This is a genomic window from Moritella sp. PE36, from assembly GCF_000170855.1.
In the GTDB taxonomy this organism is placed as follows: Bacteria; Pseudomonadota; Gammaproteobacteria; order Enterobacterales; family Moritellaceae; genus Moritella.
On the sequence record NZ_ABCQ01000001.1, the window covers coordinates 74,036 to 93,526 of the forward strand.

General features: G+C 41.4%; 11 protein-coding genes. 2 read left to right on the forward strand and 9 right to left on the reverse strand.

Features of this window, described 5'->3' with window-relative positions; translation table 11 throughout:
* Nucleotides 1-576: 576 nt before the first annotated feature.
* Both PE36_RS00320 and PE36_RS00325 read right to left on the reverse strand, forming a co-directional pair.
* Nucleotides 577-1,800 (reverse strand): NupC/NupG family nucleoside CNT transporter, encoded by a 1,224-nt coding sequence (locus tag PE36_RS00320; protein ID WP_006029943.1) that lies wholly within the window; start codon nt 1,798-1,800, stop codon nt 577-579.
* Nucleotides 1,801-2,019: 219 nt separating this feature from the next.
* Nucleotides 2,020-2,787 (reverse strand): TatD family hydrolase, encoded by a 768-nt coding sequence (locus PE36_RS00325; protein ID WP_043993535.1) that lies wholly within the window; start codon nt 2,785-2,787, stop codon nt 2,020-2,022.
* A gap of 125 nt (nt 2,788-2,912) precedes the next feature.
* Here PE36_RS00325 and PE36_RS00330 point away from each other — a divergent pair, with 125 nt between their 5' ends.
* The gene (locus PE36_RS00330) at nt 2,913-3,944 is read left to right on the forward strand and encodes a GGDEF domain-containing protein (protein ID WP_043993537.1); all 1,032 of its coding nucleotides are present in this window, start codon (nt 2,913-2,915) and stop codon (nt 3,942-3,944) included.
* Between the two features lie 82 nt (nt 3,945-4,026).
* On the opposite strand, the gene PE36_RS00335 is transcribed toward PE36_RS00330, so the two are convergent.
* The 6 genes from PE36_RS00335 to dauA all read right to left on the reverse strand — a co-directional run bounded on the left by PE36_RS00335 (nt 4,027) and on the right by dauA (nt 16,205).
* Nucleotides 4,027-7,101, reverse strand: a complete 3,075-nt coding sequence (locus PE36_RS00335) for an efflux RND transporter permease subunit (protein WP_006029946.1) — start codon at nt 7,099-7,101, stop codon at nt 4,027-4,029.
* A 9-nt stretch (nt 7,102-7,110) separates the two neighbouring features.
* The gene (locus PE36_RS00340; RefSeq protein ID WP_006029947.1) at nt 7,111-8,202 is read right to left on the reverse strand and encodes an efflux RND transporter periplasmic adaptor subunit; all 1,092 of its coding nucleotides are present in this window, start codon (nt 8,200-8,202) and stop codon (nt 7,111-7,113) included.
* A 232-nt stretch (nt 8,203-8,434) separates the two neighbouring features.
* Complete coding sequence (locus tag PE36_RS00345) at nt 8,435-10,504, reverse strand: oligopeptidase B (RefSeq protein ID WP_006029948.1); 2,070 nt, start codon at nt 10,502-10,504, stop codon at nt 8,435-8,437.
* Nucleotides 10,505-10,619: 115 nt separating this feature from the next.
* A complete protein-coding gene (locus PE36_RS00350) occupies nt 10,620-12,467 on the reverse strand; it encodes a DEAD/DEAH box helicase (protein ID WP_006029949.1) in 1,848 nt (615 codons plus the stop codon).
* Nucleotides 12,468-12,813: 346 nt separating this feature from the next.
* Nucleotides 12,814-14,400 carry a peptide chain release factor 3 gene (gene prfC, locus PE36_RS00355; protein WP_006029950.1) on the reverse strand — a complete coding sequence of 529 codons (1,587 nt, stop codon included), beginning with the start codon at nt 14,398-14,400 and terminating at the stop codon, nt 12,814-12,816.
* Nucleotides 14,401-14,480: 80 nt separating this feature from the next.
* A complete protein-coding gene (gene dauA, locus PE36_RS00360; RefSeq protein WP_006029951.1) occupies nt 14,481-16,205 on the reverse strand; it encodes a C4-dicarboxylic acid transporter DauA in 1,725 nt (574 codons plus the stop codon).
* 317 nt (nt 16,206-16,522) lie between these two features.
* Between dauA and PE36_RS00365 the strand changes: the two genes are divergently transcribed.
* The gene (locus PE36_RS00365) at nt 16,523-17,440 is read left to right on the forward strand and encodes a manganese-dependent inorganic pyrophosphatase (protein ID WP_043993539.1); all 918 of its coding nucleotides are present in this window, start codon (nt 16,523-16,525) and stop codon (nt 17,438-17,440) included.
* A 109-nt stretch (nt 17,441-17,549) separates the two neighbouring features.
* Here PE36_RS00365 and PE36_RS00370 read toward each other — a convergent pair whose 3' ends face one another.
* A complete protein-coding gene (locus tag PE36_RS00370; RefSeq protein WP_006029953.1) occupies nt 17,550-19,337 on the reverse strand; it encodes a long-chain fatty acid--CoA ligase in 1,788 nt (595 codons plus the stop codon).
* Nucleotides 19,338-19,491 lie beyond the last annotated feature (154 nt).

The window sequence follows — 19,491 nt, forward strand, 5'->3', positions numbered from 1 at the left end:
GATGAATCTAATGATTAATACAACAATTAATCTAACTATCAACATAACTATTTTTAAGGCAATATCCATTAAGAATAACTATGCGGACTTGGTTCCGTGAAGACTTGATATATACCCAAATTACTTCAAGATGCTATATCAGAAGTAGCTTGGGTATAACTATCAATTAACATCCCTATAACCGCGCTAATAGCACTTATCTATCACCTCTATCCTAGGTCAAAGAGTCCGTGGTATCGAACGAAAAACACCAAAAGTACGTCGTGTACAATTAGTCTAAATACTCAATTAAGGTTACGCCCAACGACAATAAAATCAAGCAATAACCCCCCAGCAGAAACGACCTACCTCTCACAACGAGAATATATATAACAACAAAGCAACTTATTAACGATAGGTATGTCTGAGCATCCTATTTATGACGTTCTGGAGAATAAGCGGATGATAAAAAATAATGATTTATGCCGCTCAAAAAAAATGCCCCCAAACTGTCTATTAAACAATTTGGAGGCATCTATTATTTTATAACCGTCATGACAACAGTGTATAAATTATCACTATTTTAAACTAAGCACATTAAGCCAAGAACAGACCAGCTAATGCAGCACTCATTAAGTTAGCAAGAGAAGCAGCAAGTACCGCTTTCAGACCCATGCTTGCAATATCTGCACGGCGTGTAGGCGCTAAGCTACCTAAACCACCCAGTAAGATTGCAATCGATGAGAAGTTAGCAAAACCACACAGTGCAAATGAGATGATGATTTGTGTATGCTCAGACAATTCGTTATTTTTAATGTAGTTAACGAAGTCTAGGAAAGCAACAAACTCATTCACAACCAGTTTTTGACCGATGAAGCTACCAGCCGCAACCGCTTCGTGCCATGGCACACCGATTACGAATGCTAATGGTGAGAAAACCCAACCTAAGATCATTTGGATTGTTAGCTCTGGCATATCGAACCAAGCACCGATACCACCTGTGATACCATTTGCTAATGCGATTAGACCAACGAATGCGATTAACATTGCACCAACGTTAAGTGCTAACATCATACCCGAAGATGCACCTGCAGCAGCAGCGTCTAGTACGTTTGCTGGTTTTTCTTCATCTGAATCATCAAGATCATCTAACGTCGATTTTGGTGTTTCTGTTTCTGGTTTAATGATTTTAGCCATTAATAGACCACCCGGGGCCGCCATGAATGACGCAGCAACCAAGTACTCAATTTTAATACCAAGACCAGCATAACCCGCTAGCACTGAACCAGCGATAGAAGCAAGACCACCCACCATCACAGCGAATAGCTCTGATTTAGTCATTGATTTAATAAACGGACGCACAACAAGTGGTGCTTCAGTTTGACCAACAAAGATATTTGCTGTTGCAGAAAGTGATTCAGAACGACTTGTTCCTAATAATTTCTGTAAGCCACCACCGATAAAGTTAATTACCACACTCATTACACCGATATAGTATAAAACAGCGATTAATGATGAGAAGAACACGATTACTGGTAATACGTTGATTGCAAAAATGAAACCAAGTTTGAATTTCGCCAAGTCACCAAATAAGAATTGAATACCTTCATTACCATAAGCAATGACGTTAGCAACACCAGTAGAAAGACCTTGCAGTAACTCTTTACCGACAGGAACGTATAAAATAAAGGCACCAATAGCAACCTGGATAGCAAATGCGCCACCAACAGTGCGAAGGTTAATTGCTTTTCTGTTATCAGATAACAGTACAGCTAAGCCGAGTAGAACGAAAACGCCTACAATACCCATTACAAAATTCATCAGGAATAATCTCCAAGTTTCGCTTCAGAAGTGTTTTTGTGTATTTATGTCACAATCAAAATAGTAGATAGAATTGTAATGAATAGTAAATTTACGATTTTATCATTGATTATAATAATTGGCGCGATTATAACTGTTATTAGCCACTTGTTAAATACTTGAGATCAGACCTCCAAAAAAAGTTTCAAAAAATTACGCTTTATTACAGATTGAATCAATTTAAGACAAAAACAGCTCAACAAATGAACTAAGATTGGCTTTTGCAATTAATTCTTCCGGCTCTTGCCGTAGTTTTGTCAACGTCTGTAACACTTTTGTAATGTTAGCGGGTTCATTTCGACCTCCTTGATAACCCGATATAGGCATATCTGGCGAGTCTGTTTCTAGCAATAATGAGGATAACGGTAATTCACTGACCGCTTGCCGCGTTTTTGCCGCTCTTGGGTAGGTAATCACCCCGCCAATCCCCAATTTAAAACCGAGTTTTATATATTGCATACCCAATTGACTGCTGCCACTAAAACCATGGAGCACGCCACCACGGGGTAATTTCACCTGCTGTAATAATTGAATCAATTCGTTATGAGCTTTACGGCAATGTAAAATAACCGGTAAATCATATTGCTTAGCTAACAATAGTTGCTGCTTACAAATTTGCAATTGTTGTTCGAACGGAAAATCGACCGCTTTATCGAGCCCAAACTCACCAACAGCAACAATATCTTTCTCTGTTGCTAAATATTCATCAAGTAATTGCAAATGATTGACGTCGAAGTCAGCAAGAAAATACGGATGGATACCTAACGCTGGATAAACGCCCTCATGCTGATTGGCCAGCGCCAAGACAGCCTGCCAATTATGCGCGCCAATACCAGGCACCAAAAAGTGTTGAACCCCCTTATCCCTCGCTCGGTCTAAGACCTCTATTAGATCGGTATTAAAGTCGGCGAAATCTAAATGGCAGTGACTGTCGATTAGCTCTTTCACGATATATTCAGCCCTTCTTTAATAGTTCATTAAAAATTGTGACATAAAGAGATAGTGTAACTTGGTGCATAATTTGATTTAATAGCAGGGTTAATCATTCGTTAAGAACCTCTATGGAAAGTTGCATGTCGAAAAAACTCTTTGCTTTATCTGCTCAATATTTCAAAAAAGCCATGCCGCTGATGATCCAGTATCAGATTCCAACGACGCCAACAAACTACGCGCTGTGGTATCACTATGTTTCTGATAATAATAGTGCATTAAAAAAGCAGCTCGATGAGAAAATTGCCCGACACGGCACTTGTACACCGGCAGCGAGTGAAGAACTGTACCAACGCTTTATTGTTGATAAACGTGAACAAGAGCTCACCCAATTACGCAGTGAACTCGATTCGATGACCAATGAATTGAGTAGCTCGTTACACGATACCCTGAATGATACCAATGAATTTGATCGAATGTTGAACAAATGTTTGAACGAATTATCTTGTGTTGAAGAAGATGGATTTTCGATCGAAAAAACATTATCTGCAGTCCGTGAGCTAGTAAAAGAATCCCATGATGTACGCTCATCAACACGCCATTTCAAAAGCCAATTACACGAAGCCCAAGCCGAAATTGCACAATTACGTGAAACCTTATTAGAAACGCAACATGATGCCATGCACGATAGCCTAACAGGGCTGCTTAATCGCCGGGTATTTAGTAAAGAAATTGAAACGTTTTGCAGCAACCCAACTTTAAACCGTAATTTTTCGATCTTAATGGTCGATATCGATAACTTTAAAGCCTTTAACGATGATTTCGGCCACCAGCTCGGAGATCAAGTATTAAAAGCCATCGCCAAACGTATTGCCGACAGTTGCCAAGAAGGTGAGCAAGTGTTCCGCTATGGTGGCGAAGAGTTTGTACTTATCTTGCCAAATAAAACCTTTACCATTGCCCGTCAGAATGCCGAATCTATTCGCCGTGCGATTGAACGTTTAAGTATTCGAGATAAAAGAACGGGTAAAGTAATTGATAACATTACTGTTTCTATCGGGGTAAGTGAGAATAAACCGCGCGATACCAGTCATGAGATCCTAACGCGTGCCGATCTGCAGCTATATGAAGCAAAACGTCTTGGCCGTAATCGGGTCATGCCAATGCCACGTTAGTTTTATTGATTAAACATCATATAATAGCAATGCCCCTCTCAATTTGAAGAGGCATTACGAAGTGTTAACGCGTTGCTATTACCTAAATATTTATCACCAATTTCGCTTGCTGCTGAATATCTTGTGAACGATAGAATAAACTGTACAACACAGGTACCACACCTAAAGTGAGCACGGTTCCCACCGCCATACCAAAGGTCATCACAATCGCCATCGAATACCAGAATTCGCCACCCCAAATAGCCAATGGAATAAGACCAAGGATAGTGGTTAATGTGGTCATTAAAATCGGTCGTAAACGCGCTTTACCCGCTTCAATCAGCGCATCATTAACCAACATGTTGGCCTTACGATTAGTTTCTATCTGATCGATAAGCACAATACCATTATTAATGATCACCCCAGCTAAACTAAACATCCCCAACATCGCCGGGAAAGTGAAGTACGCCCCTGTCACTGTCAAACCCAATACCGCACCAATCAAGGACAGTGGGATCGTCATTAAGATAATAGCGGGACGGCGGAATGAATTTAACTGCAGTACCAATAGCAAGGTTATCAACGCAAAACAATGGGGCATATAGGCAAATAATGCACTGCTCGCTTCATCTGCACCACGTAACTCACCACCTAAACGTAAACGGTAGCCACTTGGTAAATTAAGCTGCGCTAATTCTGGTTGCATCAATTGATGTAGCTCACTGGCCTGTAACTGTCGGTGCTTCGCACTTATCACTAAAGTACGCTGTTGATCCTCACGACGGATAATAGCAGGCTCGCTTTCACCGCCAAAATCCGCAACCTGGATCAAGGGTACCGTCACGCCAGTCTGCCCTGAGGTCACTTCCACACTCCGTAACTTATCAAAATCATTACGTGATTGATTACCCCTTAACAACACAGGAATAACCCGGTCACCGTCACGGAAATCAGTCACCTTGTAACCATCAAAGAAACCATTTAACGACAACGCAATATCACGACTGCTAATACCAGCACGGCGGGCTCGATCTTGATCCACTTCCACCAAGATCTTCGGAATGTTATTTTCCCAATCATTAGTGATACCAACAACACCATCAATCTCTGCAAAAGCAGCTATTAACAGCTTGGCTTTTTGCTGTAATAGCGCACCATCTGGGCCTTGCAGTTTATATTCAACCAAGCCTAACTCACTGCCGCCTAGCCACATACGTTTAGCTTGACCTGACGCTTCGGGTAGTTGTTGCTGAATATAATTGTTGGTTTTTTCTATCATCACCAAGGCAGAATCAAGATCACGGGTATTCACCACCACAAAAGATTTATTCGATGCCCGATCTACCGGCGCTAATGCGAGGAAGAAACGGGGGCCACCATCACCGATATAAGTAATATGGCTGGTAACATCCGGGTTTTCAGTCTCGTCATTTAACCAAGTTAAAAAGCGTTGGGTGACTTTAGCGGTTTCCGAGGTAGGTGTGCCTGTGGGTAGATTGAGATAAACGAGATACTGATTACGCTCTGAGCCCGGCATAAATTGCACGGTAATAAACTTAAAGCCATACACCGCCAGCATTAATAGCACTAACATCATCGCCATAAAGCTAACACGATAATTAAGTAATATTTTTAACACACGGCCGTACCATTGATTAACCACAATTACCCAAGTTGGCATTGCGGTTTGCTGCGTGGCTTTGGCTGAAAAAAACCACACACACATTAACGGGGTGACTAATAAACTTAACAACCAAGATGACATCAACGCAATAATAATAACTTGTGATAATGAACGTAAATACTCACCCGCGACATCCTGCGCTAGCATTAACGGCATAAAGGCTAGAATGGTGGTTAATGAAGAGGTTAACAATGGAATAGCTAATGTTTTACTGGCCGCAAGCGCAGCCGCTTCGCGTTTCATGCCTTGGATAATACGGGTATTAATATTCTCTGCGATCACAATACCGTTATCGACCAACAAACCCAGCGAGACAATAATCGCGGCGATCGACATACGCTGTAATGATACATCCCATATTTGCATACCAATAAACGACAACATCATGGTTAGCGGTACAATCGTGCCCACGATCATGCCCATACGGAAACCTAAAAACAGCATCACCACAGTTAATACAATGGCAACCGTTTGAAATAAGTTTGACGTCGCCGATGAAATTGCCGCCGCGACTTTATCCGGTTGGAAGGTTGCCAGCTCAAAGTGCAATCCTGCCGGTAATAATTGTTGTTCTAGACGCACAAATTCACTGATATCAGCGCCGAAACTATCACTGGTGATCCCTGATAGCATAGACACAGCTAACACGACACTGGGTTTACCATTATAGTAAACTGGCGTATTTTGTGGTTCCACATAACCGCGACGCACAGAGAGTAAATCACCTAGGTAGATATTCTGCCCGCTTTCAGGCTCTAATATGACCAAGTTTTCAATATCCGCTAGCGTTTCAAAATTACCACTTGGTTCAATAGTAAGTTCTAACTTACCGGTATTAATTTTACCCCCAGGCAAGACGATATTTTGATTTTGTAACGCCGCGACTAACACTCCTGGCGAAACCCCTAATCGACTCATTGCGTCGGTATCTGGCTCTAACCAAATACGTTCATCTTGAACGCCGTAGATATCCACCTGTGATACTGTCGACAAGGCACTAATGCGGTCTTGAATTGACTCCGAAACCAGGTCCAGTTCACGCAACGAATAATCATCACCATAAAGCGCAATCGTTGCAGACGCCACGCGGCCGAATTCATCATTGACGATAGGACCAATCGTGCCCTCTGGTAATGATGACTGCAGATCATTCATGCGATTACGCAGATTATCCCAGATCGGCTGTAAGTTAAAATGCTTATCAGCAACCGTCACTTTAATCTGGGTATAACCAGTACGGACTAATGATTTTAGTTCACTGACCTCTGGGATCTGTTTTGCTTCACGCTCTATGGGTTTTGTTAATAAACGTTCGATACGCTCAGGTGACATGCCTGGGAGCTGTGCCACAATAACCGCGGTTCGCACCAAGATCTCAGGATCTTCTTTACTCGGTGCATTTAAAAATGATGCACTGCCGATAATGATAATCAGCACTAATAATAACTGAGTAAAGCGATTATTTCTTAATGCAAATAGGGTTAACTTATCCATATCGAATTCCTAATTTGCTTGCCATAAAGTAACTGCCATACCATCGCGTAAAAATGGAATACCAGCGACGACGATCGCTTCATTCTCAGAGATACCGGAATACACTTCGATGCGATTAGCACGGATATGACCCACTTTCACTTTACGCCGCTCTAATAACATCGTTTGCTCATTAATCACGTATAGCGACGCAGCTTGGACTGATTCGGCCGTTGCAGAATAGGTAAAGTCTAAGGCTGTTAAAGGGACTAAATAAGCGGGGATACTGCTGTTGTTTACCGTGAACTTAACCGAACCAGACATGCCATTGCGTAACTTGTCACTGCTTTGATGCAAACGGATGGTAACGGGAAAAGCATTACCATTTTCAACTCGAGAGCCAATTTCACTGACTTCCCCAGCAAACACTAGATCTCGCAGTGCCGAGACTGTCACCGTTACCGCTTGTTGGTAATTAATGTTACCTATCATAGATTCAGGTAATAACACTTCAACTTCATAAGCATCGCCATCAATCAGTTCTATTATCTCTTGACCATTAGCCACTTTAGAGAAATTATCCACATTAACCGCGGCAATTTGACCGTCAAATGGAGAACGTAAGATCGTGCGTTGTAATTCCAGTTTAGCGCGGGCTAAATCAGCTTCAAACACTTTCACTTGTTGCAGTGCGGATTCAGCGTTATTACTGAGTTGTTCCAGCTCAGCCAACGAGATGATGCCCTCAGGTAAACGAGTCGCACGTTGCAATTGATCGTTCGCGGCTTTTGCTGAAGCACGAGATGAACCTAATGAAGCTTGAGTTTTGTTTAATGCCACCGAGAAGTCTGAATCATCGAGTTGGGCCAGCGGTTGTCCAGTCACAACACGGTCACCTTTATTGACATAGATATCTTGCAGTACGCCATTAACACGAAAACTTAGACTCGATTGTTCTGCGCTGCGGATCTGCCCCGATATTTCGCGAAAGATAGAGCCAGTAGATTCATTAACACGTTGGAATTTAACTGCTTTAGGGTGCTCAACAGAGACTGTATCTAGTTCTTTATTACAACCAGACAAGAGTAATACAGCTGCCAGTAACAGCGTTAATTTAGACATAATTCAACCTCAGGACATAATACAAAAAGCTTTAAATAAACTATTTTATTAAATATACACATTACAATTAAATGTTTTAATTCAATAATTTAACTATAAAGTCAAGGCTGCAATATACCCTTGGTTGATAATGAAGAGCAAGTGTAAAAGCCACGAATAGCGGCTTAGATCACTTACCCATTATTTATTTTACAACGTTATACTCTTTACTAAATCAACTCAGTACTCTTTACTAAATCAACTCAGTACTCTTAGCAAGATCCAGCATGAAAGCATATTCTTTCGCGGTATCATGGTAATGCTGGAAGCGACCTGATTTACCGCCATGGCCAGTATCCATATCAGTATGCAGCAACAATACATTGGCATCAGTTTTTAATTCACGTAGTTTAGCAACCCACTTAGCCGGCTCCCAATATTGCACTTGAGAATCATGTAACCCTGTTGTCACCAGCAGGTGGGGATAAGCTTGTGCGATGACCTGATCATAAGGACTGTATGACAACATATAATGGTAATACTCCGCTTCATTGGGATTACCCCATTCATCATATTCGCCGGTAGTCAGTGGTATTGATTCATCAAGCATAGTGCTGACTACGTCAACAAAGGGTACAGCAGCAATAACACCATGATATAACTCAGGTGCTATGTTGATGACTGTCCCCATCAATAGACCGCCAGCCGAACCGCCCATCGCATAGACTCGCTTAGGATCGGCATAACCTTGTGCGATTAAACCTTTGGTTACCGCGGTAAAATCCGTGAAGGTATTCATTTTCTTCAGTAGTTTACCGTTTTCATACCAATCACGACCTAACTCTTCACCACCACGGATATGGGCAATAGCATAAACAAAACCACGGTCGAGTAAACTCAGTAGCGACGCGCTAAAGTACGGGTCAATACTTGAGCCATAAGAGCCATAAGCGTATTGCAGTATTGGATTGGCGTTGGTTTTCGAAAATAACGCAGTTTTATATACTAAAGATACTGGGATCTTAACGCCATCGTCAGCCGTTATCCAAACGCGTTCACTCTGGTACTCTTGCGCACAAAAATCACCAACAACCGTTTGCTGTTTTAATACTTCGCGTTCATCGCTATCGAGGTTTAATTGATAGGTTGTAGCTGGTGTGGTTAGGCTTGAATAACCATAACGTAGTTTATCGGTATCTGGATCCGGGTTTGTGCCTAACCAAGCGGTATAGGTAGGATCATCAAACTTAATGATTTTCTCTGCATTGCTTTGCCAGTTAATTTGACGTAAAAACGTTAAACCTTGCTCACGCTCTTCAACGACTAGCCAGTCACGAAATAATTCATAACTTTCTAATAATGTTTCATCACGTGCAGGAATAATGGTTTGCCATTGCTGCGTATCCGCTATCGTCGCTAATGTTGCAGACATCAAGGCAAAGTTTTTACCGGTTTTATTACTGCGAATATAAAATTGCTGACGATAATGATCAACACTATATTCATGTCCGCGCTCACGACCACGTAATAATGAAAATGCCTCAGTGGGCTTATCTGCAGATAATGCGTGCACCTCTGTCGTCATGGTACTACTTAGCGACAACATGATGTAATCATCGGAGGTTGATTTATAGATGTCTGTATAAAAGGTATCGTCAGACTCTTCGTATATCAATACATCAGTACTGATATCGGTACCCAGTTGATGACGATAAACCTGATAAGGTAATAAGGTTGTTGGGTGCTTTTTTACATAAAAGAACGTTTTGCTGTCATTCGCCCACACCACAGATTCAGTATCTTCGATTTCTTCCGGGTACGCTTTACCGGTATCAAGATTAAGGAAACGTAAACGATATTGGCGACGACTCACGGTATCTTCAGAAAAAGCCAATACTTGATGGTTTGGGCTTATGGCTAATTCACCTAACTGATAATACTCATGGCCTTTAGCACGTTCGTTAGCATCGAGTAATACCTGCCACTCGGCATCGGTATTATCCTTACGCCAACTATATACTGGATATTCCTTACCTTCTGAAAAGCTGGTTTGATACCAATAACCTTTCTTCAAATACGGCACTGACGCATCTTCTTGTTTTACCCGCGCCACCATTTCATCATAAAGTTCGGTTTGTAATGACACTAACGGTGATAATACCGCTTGTGTATAGTTATTTTCTTGCTCTAAATAGCTTAAAACTTGCTTGTTTTTACGTTCATCGTCGCGTAACCAAAAATAGTCATCTTGACGTGTATGCTGATGAATAGTCATTGAATGCGTTTGTTTCATCGCGACGGGCGCAGTGGTAGAGAGGTCCATTTTCACAAGAAGAAGTCCTATAAATTAACTGAATTATGATGAGTACTAATATCCCAGATGCAAAAAAGGAGCGCAAGCGCTCCTTTTCATATATTTAACTATTAACTAGCTAAAATTAGTCACGACGTGGACGACGTGGACGACGTTCTTCGCCACCAGTCGATTCACGACGTTGACCGCGATGTCCGCGATCATTGTCACGTGCTGGACGATCGTTATCACGTGCTGGACGGCTACGCTCTTGACGACCTTCAGCTGCAACACCTTCAAGTTTGCTCATGCGTAATGCTTTGTTACAAACATAAACTTGTTGTAGTTGTTGTAACTGCTCGCTTGGCATACCTTTTGGTAATTCAATTGTTGAGTAGTCATCATGTAGACGGATACCGCCGATGTTACGGCTGTTGATATTCGCTTCATTAGCAATAGCGCCAACGATGTTCTTAACTTGAACACCATCTGCACGACCAACTTCAATACGGAAAACTTCCATTTCTGCAGCTGGACGACGCTCACCACGTTCGCCACGTTCAGGACGGTCACCACGATCACGGCGTTCGCCACGGTCGTTGCGATCACGGCCACGATCACCACGGTCATCATCACGGAAGCTACGTTCACGACGTGGCGCTTCTGGTGGTAATACTAATGGTTTTTCTTTCTGGGCCATAAATAATAACGCAGATGCAAGATCCAATTCGCTTAGTTCTAACTCTTCAGAAAGTTGACCAACTAAGTTTTTGTAGAAATCTAGATTTTCTTTACCAGAAGAAAGTGCAGATAACTGATCACGGAATGATGAAATACGTTTTTTCGTCACATCATCACGTGAAGGTAGATCCATCATAGTTAATGGCTGACGTGTAGCACGTTCAATCGCTTTTAATAAACGACGTTCGCGTGGTGCTGCAAATAAGATTGCAGTACCTTTACGTCCAGCACGGCCTGTACGGCCAATACGGTGAACGTATGATTCTGTATCAGTTGGGATATCGTAGTTAATAACTAGGTCAATACGAGGAACGTCAAGACCACGTGCCGCAACGTCAGTTGCGATAACAATATCTAACTGGCCACTTTTCAGACGACTTACAGTGCGTTCACGCATTGCTTGGTTTAAGTCACCGTTTAGTGCAGCAGCAGAATAACCGCGCGCTTCTAATTTCTCAGCAAGTTCAACAGTCATTGTTTTAGTACGAGCAAAGATGATCACGCCATCGTAGTCTTCAGTTTCAAGAATACGTGTTAGGCCGTCAAGTTTTGCTTGTAAACCACCAATGATTAAACATTTTTGTTCAATGTTTTCAACAGTTGATGTTTTATTTGCAATTTTAACCGAAGTTGGGTTAGTCATAAAACGTTTCGTAATACGACGAATTTCTTCAGGCATAGTTGCAGAGAACAACGCCATTTGACGTTCTGCAGGTGTTTTAGACAGAATTGATTCTACATCGTCAATAAAGCCCATGCGTAGCATTTCATCAGCTTCATCAAGTACTAACGCTTTAATACCAGAAAGATCAAGCGTACCACGGTTAATGTGATCAATCACACGGCCAGGAGTACCAACAATCACTTGTGGGTTGCGTTTAAGTGCTTTTAGCTGAATAGGGTAGCTTTGACCACCGTAGATAGGTAGCACATGGAATCCACGCATATGACGTGAGTATGTTTGGAACGCTTCAGCAACTTGAATCGCTAACTCACGAGTTGGTGCTAGCACCAATATCTGTGGTTTAGTCAATGCAGTATCAATGTTACTCAATAATGGTAGTGCAAACGCAGCAGTTTTACCCGTACCAGTCTGTGCCATACCTAGCACATCACCACCGTTCTGTAGTAACGGAATACATTCAGCTTGAATTGGTGTAGGTGCTTCATAACCTAGATCATTCAACACTTGCAAAATTGGTTCAGGTAAATTTAAATCAGTAAATTGTACTACGGGTGATGTATCAGACATTCACGGGCCTCAGGTAGACGGGTCTTTGAATAAAGCTATATCAATTATAGCTCCACATATTGTATTTCGTGCGCAAAATTAGTGGTCTTTTGCTCAAACTCTTTTAAGAGCGAAGCCACATAAAAAGGCCGACGTAGTATACTACAGTTAAAATTTAAAATCAGAATTTATGCGATCTAAATCACATAAAAAGCAAAAAATATCTAGTTGTTAAAAAAGAACAAATGAAAATCAACAACTTAAAACTTGAGAATGAAGGCGAGTTAATATTATAAATATGTTATTCAAAAAAAACCTCACCTCCAAAGAGGTAAGGTTTATTGCTAAATTCAGTGAAATTTGTCGTTTAGTGCTCGCGAGTCTCACGGAAAATAATATCAGGATAACGCTCTTGTGCAAGGCGTAAATTAACCATAGTCGGCGCGATATAGGTTAAGTTATTACCACCATCTAGGGCTATATTGTCCCAGGCTTTCTTTTTGAACTCTTCTAACTTACGCGGATCTTCACAATCAACCCAACGTGCAGTCGCCACGCTGATGCCTTCATAAATCGCATCCACTTTATATTCAGAACGTAAGCGATGCACAACCACGTCAAACTGCAGCACACCAACTGCGCCTACGATCAAATCGTTAGAGCGTTGAGGACGGAACACCTGCACGGCACCTTCTTCAGACAGCTGGATCAGACCTTTTTGCAATTGCTTTTGCTTTAGTGGATCTTTCAAACGAATACGACGGAACATTTCGGGCGCAAAGTTAGGGATTCCGGTAAATTTCAATAACTCACCTTGGGTAAACGTATCACCAATTTGGATCGTACCATGGTTGTGTAGACCAATAATATCACCCGGATATGCTTCTTCGGTTTGAGTACGATCACCCGCCATAAAGGTGACCGCATCGGAAATGCTGACATCTTTATTTAAACGTACATGCTTCATTTTCATGCCTTTGCTGTATTTGCCAGAGCAAACACGCATGAAAGCAATACGGTCACGGTGTTTTGGATCCATATTCGCTTGGATCTTAAAGATGAAACCAGAGAAGTTATCTTCATTTGGCTTGACTGTACGCAGATCTGTTACACGAGATTGCGGCTTAGGTGCCCACTCGATTAAACCATCAAGTACATGATCAACACCAAAGTTACCGAGCGCGGTACCAAAGTATACCGGCGTTAATTCGCCCGCCATAAATAATTCATAATCGAATTTATTTGCCGCGCCTTGAACAAGCTCCATCTCTTCACGTAATTGCTCAGCGTAATCGCCGAGTGCTTCGTCAAGTTCTGGGTTGTTAATGCCTTTAATCACACGACTGTCTTGAATCATATGACCCTGACCAGAGTTATACAGGATCACTTCATCACGTAAAATGTGGTAAACACCTTTTAGTTCTTTACCCATGCCGATCGGCCAAGTAATGGGTGCACATGCAATTTTTAATACTTCTTCAACTTCATCCATCAAATCAATTGGATCGCGAATATCACGGTCAATTTTATTCATGAAGGTAATAATTGGCGTATCACGCAAGCGTGTTACTTCCATTAATTTTACGGTACGTGTTTCTACGCCTTTGGCCGAGTCAATGACCATTAAGCATGAGTCGACAGCGGTTAAGGTACGGTAAGTATCTTCCGAGAAATCTTCATGTCCAGGCGTATCCAGTAAGTTAATCAGGCAGTCACGGTATGGGAACTGCATTACCGATGTTGTTACCGAAATACCACGTTCTTTTTCCATTTCCATCCAGTCAGATTTAGCGTGCTGACCCGATTTCTTACCTTTCACAGTACCGGCTTTTTGTAATGCGTTGCCGAATAATAATACTTTTTCGGTAATCGTTGTTTTACCAGCATCGGGATGCGAGATAATCGCAAAAGTACGTCTTTTCGACACCTCTTGCTCAAGAATGCTATTTGACATGAATGAGTCTTCTCATTGGGTTAGATCTAATGGGCGCTATTTTCGCTGAAATCACAGTAAGACACAAGGTCGAGCTGCAATTAATAATTGGCAATTTCAGTTAATGCTTCATGTAATGTCGGACTAAAAGAGGTCACGCCGCCAATAGGCTGCACACCCGCTCTGGCTAACGTTTTTAATGGTTGAAATTGCAGATCACAAAATATCACTTGGGTATTGTAGATCTTACACTGATTAATGAATTGCTCCATAGCGGCTAGCCCGCCAGCATCGAGTAATGGCACCGCATCTAAATACAGCACAAAACCATCAACCTCATTGGTTTTATCCGCTAACTCTGAAAATACGCGATCAGCAGCCGCAAAAAATAATGGTCCGTTAATTTTAAATACCCGCCAACCAGCCGGAATTTTAGTGGTTATAAGCCGTTTATTATCGGTAATATCGGTGACTTTAACCATTTCTGCAATTTCTTTCATGAACAATACCGCTGCTAACAAGATGCCCGCTGTAATTGCTAATACCATATCAAACACAATAGTAAACGAAAAACAAATGGCGAAAACCCAAAGGTCACTCTTCGGCGCGGTCTTTAATAAGTGTAATGCTTTGCCCGCTTCACTCATATTCCAAGCCACAACGAGTAATAACGCGGCCATCGAAGACATAGGTAAATAAGCCAATAATGGTGCCAGTAACACTAAACTCGCCAACACCACTAAACCGTGAATAACAGCCGATATCGGTGTTTGCGCGCCGGCTTTTACATTCGCAGCAGAGCGAGCAATCGCGGCAGTCGCGGTAATGCCACCAAAAAATGGCACCACAATATTACCAATACCTTGACCGAGTAATTCACTATTCGCACTATGGCGTTTACCTGTCATGCCATCCAGCACCACTGCACACAGTAATGATTCGATTGCGCCTAACATGGCAATCGCAAATGCCGCAGGTAATAGATCAGAAATTAACTTCCAGCTCAGTTCTAGTGGTTGTCCATTCACACCGGCTTGTAACCACGGCCACTCGAAAGTAGGTAAATATGGTGGAATACCCGCACCTTGAGTACCATCAGGTAATAAATAATGGAAGCGACTACCAATAGTAGCAATATCCATCCCCCAGTCATTTAATACCATAGCCAATAAACTGCCGAGGATAATTGCAGGTAAATGAGCCGGTACCACGGTTTTTAATTTAGGCCAAACCAGCATGATAACAAGCGTAAACGCCGCGACTGCAAAACTCGGTAAATGTAAATAAGGCAATGCATTGGCTAATACAGCCAGTTTATCCCAATAATGTTCCGGTAAAGATTCGATAGGAAGACCAAAAAAATCTTTAAACTGCAATGTTGCAATAACCACCGCAATACCACCGGTAAAACCGAGGGTTACAGCATCTGGGATATACTCAATAAAACGACCAAGACGTAATACCGCCATGATGACTAAGATCAACCCCGACATTATCGTTGCTAATAATAAACCGCCAAAACCATACTGCTGAACAATGGGATAGAGAATCACAACAAAAGCGGCAGTGGGTCCTGAAATGCTATAACGACTACCACCCGATATTGCAATCACAATACCACCGATAATTGCCGTATAAAGCCCATATTGAGGTGCAACACCACTCGCAATAGCAAGCGCCATCGCTAAAGGAATAGCAATGATACCAACTGTGATACCTGCTAATAAATCTTTTCCGAATTTAGCCGAGTTATAATCAGAACGACTAAACGACTCACGTAAAGCATGGGCAATACGTAACGAAAAAAGATGAGCCCTGTGCTGCATTATACCGCCTTAAAGTGTTAATTAGATCACGCAATTATAATCGTCTTAGTAACAGATACAATCAAGGTCACGTCATTTCACGACAAAATAGTCGTTTGCTTGATTCACATCAGAATTACCGACTAATTGCCTCAATACGTGCTCATGATCACATTAAAGATTCGATGTTATACTTAAATATTGAATAATAGTCGATAGAAAAATGTAAATAATCCGTGGAAATAATGCCGTGATCGAGCAGATAAGGTTGCACAGCTTAACTGAGATCACTATTATGTTCGTTAATCCATAAACCTATAATTAATTTGGAAGCAATGATGTTAGTACTAGGACACACAAACCCTGATTGTGACAGCTTAGCAGGCTCAATCTCTCTATCTGCATTTTTAACAAAACGCGATGGCAAAACAGTAACACCTATTATGCAAGGCGAACCGAATGCAGAAGGTCTTTTCCTGCTTGAACAAGCTGGTTTAGCGTGCCCTGAAATCCGTACATCAATTGCTGGTGAGGAAGTTTGGATCATTGATTACTCTGACTTCAACCAAGCACCAAAAGATGCTCGCCAAGCTACAATTCGCGGTATCGTTGATCACCACAAACTTGGTGACTTCGAAACAGATGAGCAACTTGAAGCATGGATCTGGCCTTGCGGCTGTTCAAATACGATTGTTTACAACATGTACAAGATCAACAACATCGACATCGACCAGAAAGTTGCTGTGATGATGTTAGGTGCAATCTTAAGTGACACGGTACACTTCAACTCTCCGACCTGTACACAAATCGATATTGATGCAGCACACGAACTGGCTAAAATTGCTGGTATTGATGATATTGATGCATTCGTTACCGCACAATTTGCAGCGAAATCAGACATTGCAGCAGTGCCTTCTGAAGAGTTAATCTTACGTGACCTTAAAGTTTACACAATTGGTAACAAAGACTTCTCAATTGCACAAATAGAGATCACTAACATTGATCTCGCACTGTCACGCAAAGCAGAATTACAAAGTGAACTTGTTAAATATAAAGCTGAGCACGGTTACCACACCGCGTTAGTATTATTAACCGATATTACTAACCTAAACTCTGTCGCTTTAATCGAAAGTGAAGAAAGTGCGTTAGTAGCAGAAACACTTGGCGGTACCTTCGTTGACGAACTTATCGACTTACCAAATGTTGTAAGCCGTAAAAAACAAGTATTACCACCGCTACAAACACAGTTTAAGTAAGCCTGCATAGATAGCTGCTAGCATAATGCAGTAGCGTGAATACTAAAAAGGGAGCTAATTAGCTCCCTTTTCTATTTCTATTTCTATTTCTATTTCATATTAACAGTTATTACTTTTTATCACTGTTATACATTTCATCAATGTCTTTCTTGTATTCACTTTCAATGACTTTACGACGTAACTTCAGTGTCGGTGTGATCTCACCTTTTTTCATACAAAATTCACGATTAAGTAGTTTGAATTTTTTTACTTTTTCAAAGTTAGCCAATTCACTTTGTAGGTCTTGTAAACGTTTCTCAAACATAGTAACGATATGACTATGACGCAGCAGTTCGGCTTTGCTTGAAAACTGTAAATTAATCGAGTTGGCGTATTCTTCTAATGCATCAAATGATGGCACGATTAACGCACTCACAAAATGACGAGAATCAGCAAAAATCGCGACCTGATCAATAAAGTGATCTTTATTTAATGTGCCTTCAACCAGCTGTGGTGCGATATATTTACCGTTTGATGTTTTCATTAGCTCTTTAATACGTTCCGTCATCACGACTTCACCATTAGCTAAGATCTTACCTGCATCACCGGTTTTCAGCCAACCATCGATAAAGTTCTTTTCGGTTTCTTCAGGCATTTTATAATAACCCTTCATTACCGTATCACTGCGTACTAATATCTCGTTATCATCACCGATTTTCACTTCCATATCAGGTAGTGGTAAGCCAATTGAACCAAAATCATAACCTGTACCACGATGACAACATACTGTCGCCGTTGTTTCTGTCATACCATAACCAGCTTGTATTTGAATGCCTATGGACTGAAAGAACTGGTTTATATCTGGATCAACTTTCGCGCCACCACAAGGTAAAAAGCGTGTATTACCACCAAGAATGCCGCGTAGTTTAGAGAAGATAAGTCGGTCAGCGAGTTTATGCTGGCTAGCTAACCAAAAAGATGGCTGTTGGTTACTATGAACAAGTTTGAAATGTGCTAAGCCGACTTTAGTAGCCCAGCCAAACAGCGCCTTTTTAACTGCTGATGCAGATTCTAAGCGTGTATGAATAGTGCTGTATATTTTTTCATATAAACGCGGCACAGCAACAAGTAGTGTGGGTTTAACTTCAGCAATAACATCGATAATCAATTTAGGATTTTCGAGATGCACATTTTTCGCGCCACTATGCATCAGATAAAAAGACCAAGTACGCTCGAGCACATGGCTTAACGGCAAGAAGGCGATTGAAGTATCCGTTTCTGATACATCAATCATCTTATCATGACTCGCGAAGGCTGCAGCAAAGTTAGTATAATCGAGCATGACACCTTTTGGTTGTCCTGTGGTACCAGATGTATAAATAAGGGTAACCAGATCGTCCATATTCGCATCAGTCAATCGTTGTTCAAATTCTGCATCGGATGCTTGATTGCCTTGCTGGATGAAAGCAGAAAAGTGCATTGCATTTGATTCGCCTTTTAAGTCTATAACATCCGTCAGCGCAATGATCAGCTTTAAGTCATCCGTTGCTAATAGTTCAAGGGCTTTATCGAACTGTTCTTGACCACCGACAAATAGATAATCGATATCAGCGTTTTTAACAATATAGCGAGTTTGCTCTGTGGTATTGGTAGGATAGATAGGGACAGTAACACAACGCGCAGCTAAAATACCTAAATCAGCAAAGCTCCATTCCGGACGATTATTTGCCAAGATACCGACTTTAGCTTGCACTTCACAGCCAAGAAACAACAATGCTTTAGCTACGCGATCTGAGTTATCGAGTAACGTAGACCAGGTGATATCTTGCCATTCACCGTGTTCTTTAAAACGAATTGCGGTTGTTGTTTTACGTGCTGAAAATTTAGATCTGAAACTGTTTACTAAATGTTGGGTCATTAGCTTCCCTGATTATCCATAAGTAGAATTAACGCATGATATACCCAAACGACTTCAAGATGCGGGGTATATAATCACGGATAGTAATCATTAATCAGGAATAAGTATACAAGCAATAGACGTTCCCTATTACAAAAACACTAAAGAATCACCT